General features: G+C 30.5%; 19 protein-coding genes. 4 read left to right on the top strand and 15 right to left on the bottom strand.

The genetic code is table 11. The features are described from left to right. Positions 1 to 39: 39 nt before the first annotated feature. Together B8963_RS02825 and B8963_RS02820 are read left to right on the top strand one after the other, a co-directional pair. Positions 40 to 1,143, top strand: a complete 1,104-nt coding sequence (locus tag B8963_RS02825) for a DUF748 domain-containing protein (protein WP_084059883.1) — start codon at positions 40 to 42, stop codon at positions 1,141 to 1,143. 110 nt (positions 1,144 to 1,253) lie between these two features. Continuing rightward, on the top strand, positions 1,254 to 1,742 hold the full coding sequence (locus tag B8963_RS02820) for a Dps family protein (protein WP_084059882.1): 489 nt from the start codon (positions 1,254 to 1,256) through the stop codon (positions 1,740 to 1,742). A gap of 180 nt (positions 1,743 to 1,922) precedes the next feature. Here B8963_RS02820 and B8963_RS02815 read toward each other — a convergent pair whose 3' ends face one another. The 10 genes from B8963_RS02815 to B8963_RS02780 form a co-directional block, all read right to left on the bottom strand. After that, the gene (locus tag B8963_RS02815; RefSeq protein WP_084060699.1) at positions 1,923 to 2,951 is read right to left on the bottom strand and encodes a helix-turn-helix domain-containing protein; all 1,029 of its coding nucleotides are present in this window, start codon (positions 2,949 to 2,951) and stop codon (positions 1,923 to 1,925) included. A gap of 23 nt (positions 2,952 to 2,974) precedes the next feature. Beyond that, the gene (locus B8963_RS16225) at positions 2,975 to 3,121 is read right to left on the bottom strand and encodes a lmo0937 family membrane protein (protein WP_143312453.1); all 147 of its coding nucleotides are present in this window, start codon (positions 3,119 to 3,121) and stop codon (positions 2,975 to 2,977) included. Positions 3,122 to 3,123: 2 nt separating this feature from the next. Next, positions 3,124 to 3,273 (bottom strand): hypothetical protein, encoded by a 150-nt coding sequence (locus tag B8963_RS15915; RefSeq protein ID WP_159447269.1) that lies wholly within the window; start codon positions 3,271 to 3,273, stop codon positions 3,124 to 3,126. A 252-nt stretch (positions 3,274 to 3,525) separates the two neighbouring features. After that, on the bottom strand, positions 3,526 to 6,111 hold the full coding sequence (locus tag B8963_RS02810; protein ID WP_084059881.1) for an ATP-binding protein: 2,586 nt from the start codon (positions 6,109 to 6,111) through the stop codon (positions 3,526 to 3,528). Between the two features lie 14 nt (positions 6,112 to 6,125). Next, positions 6,126 to 6,572, bottom strand: a complete 447-nt coding sequence (locus B8963_RS02805) for a response regulator (protein ID WP_084059880.1) — start codon at positions 6,570 to 6,572, stop codon at positions 6,126 to 6,128. 7 nt (positions 6,573 to 6,579) lie between these two features. After that, on the bottom strand, positions 6,580 to 7,143 hold the full coding sequence (locus B8963_RS02800; protein WP_084059879.1) for a helix-turn-helix domain-containing protein: 564 nt from the start codon (positions 7,141 to 7,143) through the stop codon (positions 6,580 to 6,582). Positions 7,144 to 7,241: 98 nt separating this feature from the next. Beyond that, positions 7,242 to 7,565 carry a hypothetical protein gene (locus B8963_RS02795; protein WP_084059878.1) on the bottom strand — a complete coding sequence of 108 codons (324 nt, stop codon included), beginning with the start codon at positions 7,563 to 7,565 and terminating at the stop codon, positions 7,242 to 7,244. An 85-nt stretch (positions 7,566 to 7,650) separates the two neighbouring features. Further along, on the bottom strand, positions 7,651 to 7,833 hold the full coding sequence (locus tag B8963_RS02790; protein ID WP_084059877.1) for a hypothetical protein: 183 nt from the start codon (positions 7,831 to 7,833) through the stop codon (positions 7,651 to 7,653). 40 nt (positions 7,834 to 7,873) lie between these two features. After that, the gene (locus B8963_RS02785) at positions 7,874 to 8,035 is read right to left on the bottom strand and encodes a DUF1328 family protein (protein ID WP_084059876.1); all 162 of its coding nucleotides are present in this window, start codon (positions 8,033 to 8,035) and stop codon (positions 7,874 to 7,876) included. Between the two features lie 192 nt (positions 8,036 to 8,227). After that, positions 8,228 to 8,677 (bottom strand): ferritin-like domain-containing protein, encoded by a 450-nt coding sequence (locus B8963_RS02780; protein ID WP_084059875.1) that lies wholly within the window; start codon positions 8,675 to 8,677, stop codon positions 8,228 to 8,230. Positions 8,678 to 9,086: 409 nt separating this feature from the next. On the opposite strand from B8963_RS02780, the gene B8963_RS02775 reads away from it, so the two are divergent. Further along, the gene (locus B8963_RS02775; RefSeq protein WP_084059874.1) at positions 9,087 to 10,361 is read left to right on the top strand and encodes a DUF2254 domain-containing protein; all 1,275 of its coding nucleotides are present in this window, start codon (positions 9,087 to 9,089) and stop codon (positions 10,359 to 10,361) included. A 66-nt stretch (positions 10,362 to 10,427) separates the two neighbouring features. Here the strand turns inward: B8963_RS02775 and B8963_RS02770 are convergent, their stop codons facing one another. The 3 genes from B8963_RS02770 to B8963_RS02760 are packed head-to-tail and all read right to left on the bottom strand — an operon-like array spanning position 10,428 to position 11,317. Then, on the bottom strand, positions 10,428 to 10,634 hold the full coding sequence (locus B8963_RS02770) for a DUF6327 family protein (RefSeq protein ID WP_084059873.1): 207 nt from the start codon (positions 10,632 to 10,634) through the stop codon (positions 10,428 to 10,430). Next, the gene (locus B8963_RS02765; RefSeq protein WP_084059872.1) at positions 10,631 to 10,981 is read right to left on the bottom strand and encodes a hypothetical protein; all 351 of its coding nucleotides are present in this window, start codon (positions 10,979 to 10,981) and stop codon (positions 10,631 to 10,633) included. The genes B8963_RS02770 and B8963_RS02765 overlap by 4 nt, the downstream gene beginning before the upstream one ends. Positions 10,982 to 10,987: 6 nt before the next feature. Further along, positions 10,988 to 11,317 carry a YtxH domain-containing protein gene (locus B8963_RS02760; RefSeq protein ID WP_084060698.1) on the bottom strand — a complete coding sequence of 110 codons (330 nt, stop codon included), beginning with the start codon at positions 11,315 to 11,317 and terminating at the stop codon, positions 10,988 to 10,990. Positions 11,318 to 11,528: 211 nt separating this feature from the next. Between B8963_RS02760 and B8963_RS02755 the strand changes: the two genes are divergently transcribed. Next, complete coding sequence (locus B8963_RS02755) at positions 11,529 to 11,711, top strand: hypothetical protein (protein WP_084059871.1); 183 nt, start codon at positions 11,529 to 11,531, stop codon at positions 11,709 to 11,711. 75 nt (positions 11,712 to 11,786) lie between these two features. On the opposite strand, the gene B8963_RS02750 is transcribed toward B8963_RS02755, so the two are convergent. Next, the gene (locus B8963_RS02750; RefSeq protein ID WP_084059870.1) at positions 11,787 to 12,392 is read right to left on the bottom strand and encodes a nitroreductase family protein; all 606 of its coding nucleotides are present in this window, start codon (positions 12,390 to 12,392) and stop codon (positions 11,787 to 11,789) included. Positions 12,393 to 12,513: 121 nt separating this feature from the next. After that, positions 12,514 to 13,542, bottom strand: a complete 1,029-nt coding sequence (locus tag B8963_RS02745) for an AI-2E family transporter (RefSeq protein ID WP_084059869.1) — start codon at positions 13,540 to 13,542, stop codon at positions 12,514 to 12,516. Positions 13,543 to 13,562 lie beyond the last annotated feature (20 nt).

The raw sequence follows: 13,562 nt of genomic DNA, 5'->3' as shown, positions 1-13,562 counted from the left end.
GGGAATCGAAAATAGTTAATTTCCAACTCATAACTTTGTATGGAGCCAAAAACCAAAAGAAAAATTTATAAGAAAAAAAGGTTGACTGTACCTTTAATAATCCTGGCAATACTGCTGGTGGCAAGATTACTTTTGCCCTATTTTGTTAAGAATTATGTAAACAAGGTTTTGTCGGACATCCCTGGTTATTATGGCCACATAGAGGATATAGATATTTCATTAATACGAGGTGCTTATGTAATAAATAAGCTGTATTTAAATAAAATAAATGCTGGTTCTGAGGTTCCATTTTTAGATTTTGAAAAAACGGATATTTCAATAGAATGGAAATCACTTTTAAAGGGTAGTGTGGTAAGTGAAATTATCATGACCAACCCTAAAATAATTTATGTTTTTGAAGACCAACAAAAAAACGATACTGAAGATCCAAATTTTGATGATTGGACTAAAGCACTGACCGATTTGGTGCCGATTGATGTGAACAATTTTCAAATTTTAAATGGAAAAATTGCATTTGTGCAAATTACTGCTGATCCAACAATTGATTTAAATCTGGATCAGGTAAATCTACAAGCTACAAATTTGCGCAACGTAGTACAAAAAGAAAGAACACTCCCTTCAGATCTGCATGCTACAGCCATATCTATTGGTAATGGAAAATTAAATTTACAAGGTAAAATGAATTTAGTGAAGCAAATTCCAGATATGGATATTTCGTTTTCACTAGAAAATGCCTCCGTTACTGCTTTAAATGACTTTACCAATCATTATGCTGGAATAGATTTTGCTGAAGGCGATTTTAATGTTTTTAGTGAAATTGCCATTGCAGATGGTTATTTAAAAGGTTATATAAAACCATTACTCAAAGATTCTAAACTAATAAGCAAAGAACAAGACAAGTTCTTTAATGCCTTATGGGAAGGATTTGTGGGGTTCTTTAAGTTTGTTTTAAAGAACAAAGGCAATAACACCTTGGCAACCAAAGTGCCATTGGAGGGCAATTTAAACAATGTATCTACTAAAGTTTGGCCAACTATTTGGAACGTTTTTAAAAATGGCTGGATCAAAGCATTTAAAGGTGTTGTAGATGATGATATTAAATTTGAAGATGCTGAGAAAGCCGCTGATAAGCGCAAAAAATAACAATTATTTTTCTGATTTTATTTGAGCTAATTTATCATTTGTTTACAGCAAGTGAAATGGTGGTATCTGATTAATTTAGAGGTAGATAATAATATAAAAACATACCTATTATGAAATCAGAACAAGCAGAAATTGGAATAAAAAAAAATAATAGAAAAGCAGTAACAGAAATGTTACAGCAAGTACTTTCCGATGAGTTTATTTTATATACCAAATATAGAAATGCGCATTGGAATGTGGAAGGTCATGATTTTCATACCAAGCACGTTTTCTTTGAAGAAGAATATGGAAAATTAGAATTAATAGTAGATGAGGTTGCTGAACGTATACGAATGCTAGGTTTTTACGCTCCAGGAACAATGCGAGAATTTTTAGAATTAACGCAACTCGAAGAAAATACTCCAAAACAGAATGACAGTATAAGCTTTATGAAGATTTTGTTGGAAGACCATCAGAAAATGATTGCTTTTATTAGAAAAAGTATAAGTGAGAATGCAGAGGAGCATAATGATGAAGGAACAGCCGATTTTATTACAGGCTTAATGCAGAAACATGAAGAAATGGCTTGGATGTTAAGAGCTTCCGTTAAAACGTTCTAGTTAAATCACCCCTTAATTTAAAGGTGATAAGATTATTCTTATCACCTTTTTTATATCCATTTATATACCTTTTTAGTTGCAGATTATTAAATTAGGTAAATACTATTAAATTACGTGAAATTATAAACAAGTAAAGCCAGCTGAGAAGCTGGCTTTAGTACTTAGTTATAGGTATATATATTAGGCTGTTACAGCTAACGTATGTTGATTGTCTTGATAGTATTTTGGGCTACAATCATATTTTTCTTTGAATATTTTAGAGAAATAACTTCTGCTTGTTAACCCTACCGTATATACGATCTCTGAAATATTTAAATCGGTTGTTTTAATCAAATTTTCGGCAGCTTCTACGCGTGTATTTCTAATAAAATCTGTAACGGTTCTATTATGTAAAAGTTTAAATCCTTCTTGTAATTTTGAAGGCGATAACCCAGATTTTTTGCTTAAATACTTTAAACTATATTGTATTTCTGGATAGTTTTGAATGAAGGTTGAAATTTCTTTTACATCCTCCATTTCACTTTTAGTTAATGAGCCAAAGTTGTTTTTTAAATTTTTTAAATCTTCTTTGTGTTGCTGAATTTCCATAGCAAGTATTACATGTACAGTTCCATTAATTAAAAGGTTACGTACGATACCTTTCTGCGAAATTGCATCAAGCTGTTGAATTTTTTCACCAATTTTTAAATTAAAAGAACCTACGTATGCAAAGGTTTCTTCTCCATTCTTTGGCATAAATGTTTTTACAAGCTGGTTTCTTAATAAATCAATGCTTTCCGCATTCTTATCTTCTAAGGCATCAACTATTATGTTCGAAAATTTTATGCTGTTATCTTTCTTAAAAAACATAATAGCATCTTTATTTGGATCACTAGAAAATATTCCCGTTTGAAATTGTTTTAAAACTTTTTTGGTTCCACTTTCACTAAATCCATAAGATAACTGCCCTTTTGAACAGTACATAAAATTTATAGGATTTGTTGCAGTGGTCTGATTTTTTAATATGATATCTTCTTTAAACGTAACATCATATTTCATGAAAGAAATGTTATTATCTAATGAAATACCTGAAATATTTCCTTCCACCAAGGTGTTATCTAAAACAAGATTAAATTCTTGATGCGACACGTTTAATTTTCCACCTAATTCAGTTTGTAATGAATTAAATATTTGAGAAATAGTGTTTGTGTTAATATGTACAGTTTTCATAGTTGTGTTTTTAATGTTAATAATCATTTTTCGTAAACTACACCTAGTATTAATACTATTGTGGCTGCTACTAATGCTAGGTGAACAATAAATCCAAGTTCAAAAAAGAAAAATCCTATAATCCATAGAAAAAATATAATAGCTGATAGAATTTTTAATTTACTCTTCATCTTTACTCTTTTATATCTATTCCGTCGAAGTTCATTTTGTGTAATAAAACTTCACTTAGTAATTCTTCAGTAAAAGTTCCTAAACTTTTTACTTTAGGTCTTATAGCACCTACTCTAGAATTTGTCTGGTATTTAAATATGTTCTGGTTCATGGTGTTTTAATTTTAATAGTACACGTTATCTTGTGTTATCTTTTGTTCAAAACAAAGATCGGGAGCGCATAGCCTTATTTTGTTATACAATTATTTGGTAGTGTTATATAATTCCTCGGAAACGGCTATTTTTTAGCCATGCAGATTAGGTGCTAAGCGTTTTCAAAGCATTTTTGTGCCTTTTTACACAAAAGCCTGTGTATAAAAAAAGACGCCAAGAAAGCGTCTTATATTAAGTTGAGGTTTGTATTGTTATGCAGGTAAGTATATGCAGAATGATGAACCTTTACCAGGTTCACTTTCCGCTAAAATATGACCATTATGGTTCTGAACAATTTTTTTACAGATGGCTAATCCTATACCTGTTCCAGAATACTCATTGTTTTGATGCAGTCTTTGGAACAGTTCAAAAATCTTCTCGGCATGTTCCTGATCAAAGCCAATACCATTGTCTAAAACCGAAATGCGATAATAAGATTTACTTTTTTTGATAAAATCATCTGTGATTTCACTTCGTTTTAATTTTTTACAATCAATGATAATTTTTGGATCCTCAGTATTTCTATATTTTATGGCATTAGATAATAGGTTATTAAATAATTGCTCCATTTGAAAAGGGATAGCATTTAATGTTGGTAGGTTATCCATTATTATGCTTATGCCCGATTCTTTAATTCTTGTATCTAAATCTTCTTGAACTTTTTCGATTATTTCGGTAAGGTTTACAATATTAAAATCTTTACTGGATTTGTTTATTCTAGAATAAGATAAAAGATACCTGATTAACATTCTCATGCGTTCCGATGAACTGCTTATTTTTTCAAAATAATCTTTACTCTTATCAGATAATTTATCTAGGTCCGTTTCTGCAATTCTAGAGATAAACATCTGAATTTTTCTTATTGGTTCTTGTAAATCATGACTTGCAACCCTGTTGAAAGATTCTAGTTCTTCATTAGATCGTTTAAGTTCTTGATTTTTTTCTTTTAGCTTTTGAGCCCCTTTTACTTGGCTCGTTACATCTTGGGTTACACCCAATAAATCATTTTCTTGAAAATTACCAATGGTTCTAAAATGTTTTATTTTATTATTTTTTGTAATGACACGGTATGTAAAGTCAACAGATGTTTGGTTTTCAAATGACTCTTTCAAATTACTATTGTAATGGATAAGGTCATCTGGGTGAATAAATTTTTTAAAATTTTCATGGGTAGGTTTAAATTCATCTGGGGTACAACCAAGTAGCACGTATAAGTTTTCTGATATCGTAGACAACTCCAACTCGTTTTCTAAAACATTCCAACGATAACTACCAATTTTAGCAATTGTTTTGGCATCTTTCAAAATTTGATTTTGAATTTTTAATTGGTCATTAACCTCTAGTAGTTTTTGTTCATTAAGTTTTAGTGTAGAAACATTTCTTGACGTTACACAAATACCATTACCGGTTTTTATTACATAAGATGAGAACCACATTTTTATACCATTAAATACATAATCCCTATCAAATTCAATGGGCTTATTTTTTTCAATACATTCCACAAATATTTCAAATACGCCATTATCCATTAAAAACGGATACACTTTTGATATGTGTTTGTGTAGAATTTCATTGGGATCGTCTCCAGTGGTATTACTTATTTCTTCATTGGTATATAAAATTTCAAAGTCAATAATTTTATTAGCATTATTAAAGATGGGTTCAAAATAACTTATAACATTGTTTGTACTCTTAATTACATTTTGTAAAAACTCATCTGTTTCTTTAAGTTCTGCATATTGCGTTTGGAGCTGGTCATTAAGTGAGTTCAGCTTAACAACGGATTCTTTTTCATAGGTAATATTTTTGGCGATGACCAAAATCCCATCAGATAAGGGTCTGATGATAGATTCTAACCAAATCTTTTTACCATTTACAAGAACTTGTCTACTTAATTTATGAACTACCTTTTCATTGTATGATGAGGCTAGTTTTTCGTATTCCCCATTTAAAAGTACAAAAGGGAATATTTTTGAAATAGGTTTGCCAATAATATCTTTGACTTTCACTTCAAAATCCACCTCATTTCGTTCATTGGCATATACCAGGTTGAAATCAACAATTTCATCTTCTTTATAAATTGGCTCGTAGTAATTAATGATGTTTTCGGTGTTGGCCATTACACTTTCCAAAAAGGCCTCAGCTTTTGATCTATTTTTACGTTCTGTGTTAATTTTTATAAACGATACGATAAAAACAAACATGGCAAATATGCCTAAAAGTAAAATCATTAATGGCGTAAAAAATGCGTAGGAATTATAGGTTTCTTTCCGCTCTTTAAGTAGCATTTCTTCTTTAGTAAGCATAAAGTTTTTACGCTGATTAAGTTCGGCCATGATATACCCCACAGAATCTATTTTACTACGCTCCTCACTAGAAAATTTAAGTCTTGTTTTAGGTGACTCCGCAATTGATTTAAGAGAACTAATGAGATCTTTTTGTAACTCCCTAATCCGAGTAAGATGCGTTTGTTGCACACTATTATCACTTACAAGTATTTGTAATGAATCTAATGAAGTGTTTGCTTTTTGTATGTATTTTTCAAAGGTTGATGCATATACAACAGTATCTTTTCGTAATAAATTTTTAAGTTGGGCAGATTCCATCTGAGCGTAAATAGAGAATAGAATATTTATCTCTTTTTCAACCTCCATGGTATGCGTTACTAAATTACCTGCTTTTTTAAATTCAGTTATTTGCTTGTAACTAATGCTGCCAATAAAAATTAGTAATGCTGTAGCAAAAATCAGTAAAACCACATAAAGTTTAGGGGATGATACTATTTTTTTAAATGCCATAGTGATATTGCTTTCTATATTCTTAGTAAAAAATTATCTCTGTTAAGCGCTGAGGTTTGGTATTGCCAGTTAAGTTGTAATACCTTTTCAATTGCAGATTTTAAATCGCCAAAACTATTAGGTTTATTAATGTAAATATTTGCGCCAGAAATGAACGTTTCTTCAATATCTTTTTCAGAGGAAGAGGTAGAATAAATGGCAACAGATAAATCTCTTAATTTAGAATTATTTCTAATTTCTTTTAAACATTCCATTCCATTTTTAACCGGCATATTTAAATCTAAAAAAATTACCTCTGGTAGAATTATATTTGGCAACATTAGATAATCCATGAGCTCTTTACCATTAGTAAATAATGAAAGTTTTGTCTTTATTTTTATCTCTTCAATTGCATCTTTAAACAAAAGTCGATCATCTTCATCATCATCAGCTAATGCTATATTTAATGTGTGTAATGCCATATTTAAATTATTGCTGCGCTAAAATTCTTTCTTTTCTTTTTTGAATAATCTTTTGAAAAGTAGAAGGGGTTAGGCCAGTTGTTTTTTTAAATTGTGCCGATAAATGTGCTACACTGCTGTAGTTTAATTTATAGGCAATTTCTGTAAGCGTAAGGTCTTTGTTAATTATTAATGCTTTAGCAACATCAATCTTTTTTAAGATTACAAAATTTTCTATTGATGTATGGGTTACCTCAGAAAAAAGATTAGAAAGGTATGCGTATGAATAATCTAATTTTTCCGATAAATAGGTAGAAACATTATATTTCTGTGCATCTTCATCACCATTAACTAAAAGCGTTATGGCATCTTTAATGCGCTGTACTAAAGCCGTTTGTTGATCGCTAATTATTTCAATACCGAAATCAGATAAATTTTCGGCAATACTTAGCAATTGCTGTTTGTCTGGAGTTGTTTTGAGCTCAATTTCTCCAATTCCTCTAAGTGTATACGCTAAACCCATAGCATCTAGCTGCTGGCATAGAATTTTTTTACACAAGGCATTAAAATTAAATTTTACATTAATAATCATAGCTCCTCACCAGTTAAAGACATTTGCCTAACTTACAAATATGGCATTTTTTTAGATTTAAATCTTGAGACTTTTGGTTTTTTTAGCAATTAATACAATTAAACATTCTCTTGTGTTTTGTTGTTTTCCTTTGGTATTGCATTAAAAAATTCAGCGATTTCTGTTGCACTAGACGGACTATAATTTGCCAATACAGTTCCTTTATTACCATCTTTAGTTTCGATAATATAAAGTATCGACATGTCTGACGGGTTACTCATGCCTTCAAATCTAATTTCATTTTCTATGACAACTTCATCTGGAGCATACTGTTTTTTAGATGCTAAATCTATTAAGTTGTTGTTTTTAGTGCTATAATTTCTGGTATATCCTAGCTTTTGATACTTGGTAATATACTCCTTTTCACTTTTTGCATATTTCATAATTGTTTTTTTAAATTTATCGTATATAAATGCGAGCAATATCTAAAAGACCTTGCTCGCATTTTAATATTTAGATGTTTAAGAATTACTTATTATCGTCCGTATGATCATCGATTTCATCTTCTATTTCTTCTACACCTTCTTCAATATCATCTCCAACTTCTTCGATTTTATCTTTTGTTGTTTTTTCTTCCCTACAACTTGTAAAAGTTAATAGCGATAAACTAAAAAATAGGGCTAAAAATGAGTATATAAATGACTTTTTCATTGTTCTAAAATTTTAAGGTTAAACTTGTTTTAGGTTGCAATTAAATCTTTTTTCTTCCGGTTATTAGTGATATTACAAATAGCACTAAAAATATAAAGAATAAGACTTTTGCTATACTTGCTGCACCTGCAGCTATTCCGCCAAAACCAAATATTGCGGCTATTATGGCTAAAATTATAAAAGTGACTGTCCAACGTAACATAATGTTTGTTTTTAAAGGTTAAATGGAAGAAGGCACGTTGCCAACTCTCTATACAAATTTGGGTTTTATTATTTGCTTGAATTAACGTAATCCAGTAATATGTTGACCCATAAAGACTTGGGTGGAAGAATTTACAAAAAAAAAGAGATGCAGGTTTTGCATCTCTTTCTCTTAGAAAAATAAAGGAAAACTTTATTTGATACTTTCCATTATTTTCTCCTTTGACAAATCCATTTCGATCTGATTTTTTTGCTGCATTAAAATTGCTGAAGTACTTTGAGGCAAAGTAGTATCTGATAATACCTCATTGTATTCTTCCACAGCTGCTTTCTCACCTCTTATAGCTTCTTGTAACATTGCCTCACCGCTATCAGATGTTAAGACTGATTTTATGTCCATCCATGCTCTGTGGGTAGCTCCTGTTAAGCTGCCACCTTTTTCAATTTTTTGACCAAAGCTATTTAGCTCTGCTTTTAATTGATGCCCAAAGTCATAACGCTGCTTGCTTTTATTATTAAAAAAGGTTTTTAAAACCATATTATCGGTGTTTTCTGCGGCTTTTTTATATCCTTTTTCAGCATCATAAGTTTTTTCTAATAATGCATTTAATTTGTTTCCGACTTTATCTGTGTATGTGTTCATATGAAAAGTGTTTTTAATGATAGAGATAATTTTAAATATGCTATCTCCTTAGCATTACTTCAAAATTAGAAATTGCACTTGTAGTTGATTGATGCAAAAAGTGGAAGATTTGCCCTATTTGCTTTTCAAATGTTAAAGAGTATTAAAACTTAAGTATACCTGTATACATTGAAAAGTTTTTAAAATTAAAATGGTTCCAATGTTTTTTATGCATTGAAACCATCTTAAAAACAACCAACCAAATCTTTATATCCTAAAAGTAACATCACAATTTGTTTTGTATTAGCGCTATCGGAAGATTTATTAACTACATTGCTATCTATGCATAATGGTTAATAATACTTTTGATTGTTACTGTTATTTGCTCTAGGAATTAACAATTTTGTAGATTAACAAAAAAGTTAAGGTTATGGTAAGGTCATTATTTAAGTATTTGAAAATTACTTATTTCAGAATATTGGAGAGTATAGCTTTTTATCCAGTATTATTATGCGTTATATTTTTGCTACTAGCTGGAGTAACCACAAGAATAGAAAATGTAGCATTTATTCTTAAAATTAAAAGTAAATTACCTCATTTGTTTATATCTGATTATGAAACTTCGCGGTCTATATTAACCACGCTGGTAGGAGGAATTCTATCGTTAACGGTATTTAGTTTTTCTATGGTAATGGTTGTGCTAAACCAAGCATCAACCAATTATTCTCCTCGATTGTTACCTAGTTTAATCGCAAATAAAAAGCATCAGATTATTCTAGGTTTTTATATCGGCACCTTATTATACTGCATTTTTGTTTTAATTATTTTAGGAGCAAATGGATCTGATTCGGTAGGCCTGTCTACTATGCTTGCCGCCTTATTTGGAGTTTTTTGTATTGGATTGTTCGTGTATTTTATTCACAATATATCTACAACAATCCAAATAAATAATATTATTGATGGCATCTACAATTCCAGTAAAAAAAGTTTAGAGAATAGGTTTAAAGCGCAAAAATTAAAAACTGGATTAAAAGTCGTAGATGCTTCAGATTTTAAGTTGATTCACAGTGCTAAATCTGGTTATTTTATAAATTTTGATTCCTCTTTATTAACCGATGATTTTAAAAATCAACAATTACAAATACACATACTGCCCTATCTAAATCAGCATATTTGGCAAGGCGATGTAATTGCAAAAGTATCTAAACAGTTATCAGATGAAGCTATTAATGCATTATTATTTTGCTTTAATATTTCTAAAAATCGCCATTCTGGTAATGAAGGTATTAGTGGCTTAATAAAACTAATGGAAATTGCTGTAAAAGCTATGTCGCCAGGAATAAATGATCCAGGTACATCTATTGAGGCCATTAACAGTTTAGGAAAATTAATGTATAAAATTGTGGATTTTCCTGAGGTGAATTCTAGTATTGACGAGAACTCCGATTTAATCATTGTTACACATAATGTAAGATTTGATGAGTTGTTGAGAGTTGTAGTACAGCCCATTCGCTTTTATGCTAAAGAAGACTGCTCGGTCTTGTATCAATTAATAAAATCTTTAAAATTCATTGCAACCAATCCTAATATTTCCCTAGAAAACAAAAAATGTATAATTACAACCTTAGATTTAATTAGGGCTGATAGTGAAAAATATATTCAAAATAGCAATGATAAATTAGCCTTATTTAAAGCCTTTGAGTAAATCTATTTAAAATTAAAAAAGCCTTAATAAATACACATTAAGGCTTTTGCTTTGCTACTTTTTTTGTTATTTAAAAATTTTCTTTAAGATCATAAGAGTGCTAAATTTTTTAGCAATTTTAAAACCTGACTGTATCCAATTTAATGGTTGTAAATCTTCTTGAAATTGATGTTTTAAGCTAGACAATTCTTCAACGGCAATTTGTCTTTGCAAGGACAAAAGTTTTAAGTCCATTTCAATTTCTTCAAATGATTGATATTTTTTATTTTTCATGAATCGAAATACGTTTTAGATAATTTCTGAATAATAAACTTATCTATGATTTTTCTACCGATTAAAACAAGGACACCCAGTAATAAAAAGATCACTCCTACCAATAAATATCCTAAAGGCATGTTATCAAAATATTGACCAATCGCAGAAGCGCCTGCAATTGCCATAAAAATTAAACCTAAGACAATTAAACTACCAAGTATAGCAAACTGGACCACATAAGATGATAATAAGGAGACCATCTGGAAAACTTTTAATTCGTAATATTTTCTAGTGGTACTAATATAATCCTGCCCAACTTTAGCAGCATTACTTGAAGTTTCGTCTAAAGATTTAAGTATGCTCATAATAGGTTATGATTTTTGTAATTTCTTGTTTTTAGTTTTTAATTCTGCAAGCTTTTTTTCTAAAGATGTGATAACATCCTCTGTCTTATGGCTTACATCAGAAACAATACTTTCTAATTGTGTATCTAGATTTTCTCTTTTAGTTGCCACAGTTTGTGCAGCTCTATCTCTTAAATCTAAAGCAGTTTCTGTAAGTGAGTCTCTAGTAGCCGCAGCTTTATCGGCAATTTTTTGCCTTGTATTTGATCCCCTGTCTGGAGCAAATAGAATTCCTAATGTGGCTCCAATGGCTGTTCCTGCTAAAATTCCTAATAATGTATTACTGTTATTATTCATAGTGTTTGTCTTTTGTATTAAAATGATGATAGTATTTCTATCATTCATTCCAAAAGTAGTACTGTTTTAAGCGAAGTATTAGCTTAAATCGGGTTAATATTAACGCTAACGGTTATTGTGAAAAGCGTTAACAATATGATGGAATGAACTAATGTAAGTAGGTATTCTTCCCTATATTGAGCGTATATTAATTAATCTAAAAAAGTAGAATATGAAAAAGCAAATAAATGATCCAAAGACTAAGTTTATTAAAGACTCAGACGAAGAGACTAGAGAATATATTTTACAGAAAAACAAGAAAACAAAAACAGCGGCAATTATAATAGGTTCGTTTTTAATTCTACTAATTATAGGAATAATAGTTTCTGGAGTTTCGTTCGATTTTATAGGATAAGCTTTTAAATACATATAGTTAATTAAAAAGCCCTCAAATTGAGGGCTTTTTAATTCGTTTTTTTTTAACCTTTAATTAGTCTGGCCATTTATTCATAAAAGCAAATTCAGATTGTTGCATTCTCTTGCGTTCCTTCATTTCCTCTATTTGTAATTCTTCCGAAAGTTTATCCAATTCTCCACCATAATATCCAACGGCAATAGCTGTAGTTACATGATAGTCATTAGAAATATGAAATAGTTCTTGTGCTTTTTTCCAATCTACTCCTGCCATATGGTGTAATGCTATACCCATATATTGTGCCTGCATTGTCATGTTACCCAGTGATAAACCTAAATCGTGCAAGGCATGAAAATTTTCCTTACCATCAGGATTAGTTTGTTTAAAAATACTTAGCATTAATAGCGGAGCTTTTGAGGCCCATTTTTTATTTTCTTCACTTAGGCAAGACACAATTTTTTCATAAGCGTCTGTATTTTGCTCAGCATAAAGAAAGCGCCAAGGTTGTAGGTTATTAGAACTTGCTGCCCATCTAGCTGCTTCAAATAACTGATTTAAATGTTGCTTTTTTATCTTTTCTTCTTTAAACGTTCTAGGGCTATATCGTTGTTTTAAAAGTGCAAAAATCTCGTAATCACAATCGGCTATATTCTCTAGTTGAACTTGTTCTGGTGCTGTCATAATCTTTTTCTTTTTTTAGCTTTTTAATTACCTAACAAGATTACAAGAAAGTGCCGATTTTATTTAACGCTAATCCATATTAGATTAATGCATTTAATGGTAAGTATGTTAAAATCAATGATTATAACTGCTCTTTATTACTAATTTCCTGACCGTATTCTTGCTTATAAATTCTTAAAACAATAAGAAAAAGGCTTATTAGTAAAGGGCCAAAAATAAGTCCGATAAATCCGAACAGAGGCACGCCTACAATTACACCAAATAAGGTTATTAGTGGGTGTACGTTATCTAGTTTTTTTAGTATAAATAGACGTAGTAAATTATCTGTAGAGCCTATAACAATGATACCGTATAATAAAATACCCCATGCCTTAAAATCATCACCGGCAGCAAGAGTCAACACAAAAACAGGTAATGTGCCTATAAAAGTGCCTATAAACGGAATCATGGAGCCTACAAACACTATTACTGCCCAAAAAAAAGGCTGTTCTATATTAAAAATTAAAAAGCCTATCAGAGCTACTATTCCTTGAGCTGCTGCAACTAGGGGAATACCCAAAGCGTTGGAGCGCACCATAGTTTGAATGTCGTTACCAATAATTTTTAAATTATCATTTCCAATAGGAATGTATTCAAAAAGAGATTCACGTAATTGTCTGCGGTTAGTAAGCATATAATACAACATAAAGTACATTAACCCTAAAGCAATAATTATATTAAAGGTACCACCAGCAAAATTGGTGAGCCCCTCAGATAACCATTCGGAAAAACCTGCAGCATCAATCTGTGAGGTTAAGTCGTAGCCAAGTCTTTGTTCCCAATTACTCAATTGTAGTTTTCCTGCAGTAATGACCTCTTCGGAGTTTTCTACAGTGTTTTCTAATTTACTGGCAAGCATCATAATAATTCCTGCTACTGGTATCAGTATACCAATAACCGATAAAAAAAGAAGTAAGCTAACTGCTACGTCCGGATTCCATCCTCTTTTTACTAATTTACTCATAGGCTTACGCAATAAAACGTATATTGTAATTGCTCCGAGAACACCAGATAAATAAGGCAGCATTTTCTCAAAAATTAAGCTACCCATTAATAAGATTAGAAGAATAATAAACAATTGCCGAATAACTCTAGGATTAATTGCTGTCATTTTATGTGTTGTTAGGTTGT

Origin of the sequence: Cellulophaga tyrosinoxydans (genome assembly GCF_900176415.1) — a bacterium.
GTDB classification, from domain to species: domain Bacteria; phylum Bacteroidota; class Bacteroidia; order Flavobacteriales; family Flavobacteriaceae; genus Cellulophaga; species Cellulophaga tyrosinoxydans.
This window is presented reverse-complemented; position numbering and strand designations above follow the sequence as displayed.

What these genes read in the sequence shown, in the direction of transcription:
- B8963_RS02825 (WP_084059883.1), top strand. Translation starts at nt 40, where the DNA reads ATGGAGCCAAAAACCAAAAGAAAAATTTATAAGAAAAAAAGGTTGACT.
- B8963_RS02820 (WP_084059882.1), top strand. Translation starts at nt 1,254, where the DNA reads ATGAAATCAGAACAAGCAGAAATTGGAATAAAAAAAAATAATAGAAAA.
- B8963_RS02815 (WP_084060699.1), bottom strand. Translation starts at nt 2,951, where the DNA reads ATGAAAACTGTACATATTAACACAAACACTATTTCTCAAATATTTAAT.
- B8963_RS16225 (WP_143312453.1), bottom strand. Translation starts at nt 3,121, where the DNA reads ATGAAGAGTAAATTAAAAATTCTATCAGCTATTATATTTTTTCTATGG.
- B8963_RS15915 (WP_159447269.1), bottom strand. Translation starts at nt 3,273, where the DNA reads ATGAACCAGAACATATTTAAATACCAGACAAATTCTAGAGTAGGTGCT.
- B8963_RS02810 (WP_084059881.1), bottom strand. Translation starts at nt 6,111, where the DNA reads ATGGCATTTAAAAAAATAGTATCATCCCCTAAACTTTATGTGGTTTTA.
- B8963_RS02805 (WP_084059880.1), bottom strand. Translation starts at nt 6,572, where the DNA reads ATGGCATTACACACATTAAATATAGCATTAGCTGATGATGATGAAGAT.
- B8963_RS02800 (WP_084059879.1), bottom strand. Translation starts at nt 7,143, where the DNA reads ATGATTATTAATGTAAAATTTAATTTTAATGCCTTGTGTAAAAAAATT.
- B8963_RS02795 (WP_084059878.1), bottom strand. Translation starts at nt 7,565, where the DNA reads ATGAAATATGCAAAAAGTGAAAAGGAGTATATTACCAAGTATCAAAAG.
- B8963_RS02790 (WP_084059877.1), bottom strand. Translation starts at nt 7,833, where the DNA reads ATGAAAAAGTCATTTATATACTCATTTTTAGCCCTATTTTTTAGTTTA.
- B8963_RS02785 (WP_084059876.1), bottom strand. Translation starts at nt 8,035, where the DNA reads ATGTTACGTTGGACAGTCACTTTTATAATTTTAGCCATAATAGCCGCA.
- B8963_RS02780 (WP_084059875.1), bottom strand. Translation starts at nt 8,677, where the DNA reads ATGAACACATACACAGATAAAGTCGGAAACAAATTAAATGCATTATTA.
- B8963_RS02775 (WP_084059874.1), top strand. Translation starts at nt 9,087, where the DNA reads ATGGTAAGGTCATTATTTAAGTATTTGAAAATTACTTATTTCAGAATA.
- B8963_RS02770 (WP_084059873.1), bottom strand. Translation starts at nt 10,634, where the DNA reads ATGAAAAATAAAAAATATCAATCATTTGAAGAAATTGAAATGGACTTA.
- B8963_RS02765 (WP_084059872.1), bottom strand. Translation starts at nt 10,981, where the DNA reads ATGAGCATACTTAAATCTTTAGACGAAACTTCAAGTAATGCTGCTAAA.
- B8963_RS02760 (WP_084060698.1), bottom strand. Translation starts at nt 11,317, where the DNA reads ATGAATAATAACAGTAATACATTATTAGGAATTTTAGCAGGAACAGCC.
- B8963_RS02755 (WP_084059871.1), top strand. Translation starts at nt 11,529, where the DNA reads ATGAAAAAGCAAATAAATGATCCAAAGACTAAGTTTATTAAAGACTCA.
- B8963_RS02750 (WP_084059870.1), bottom strand. Translation starts at nt 12,392, where the DNA reads ATGACAGCACCAGAACAAGTTCAACTAGAGAATATAGCCGATTGTGAT.
- B8963_RS02745 (WP_084059869.1), bottom strand. Translation starts at nt 13,542, where the DNA reads ATGACAGCAATTAATCCTAGAGTTATTCGGCAATTGTTTATTATTCTT.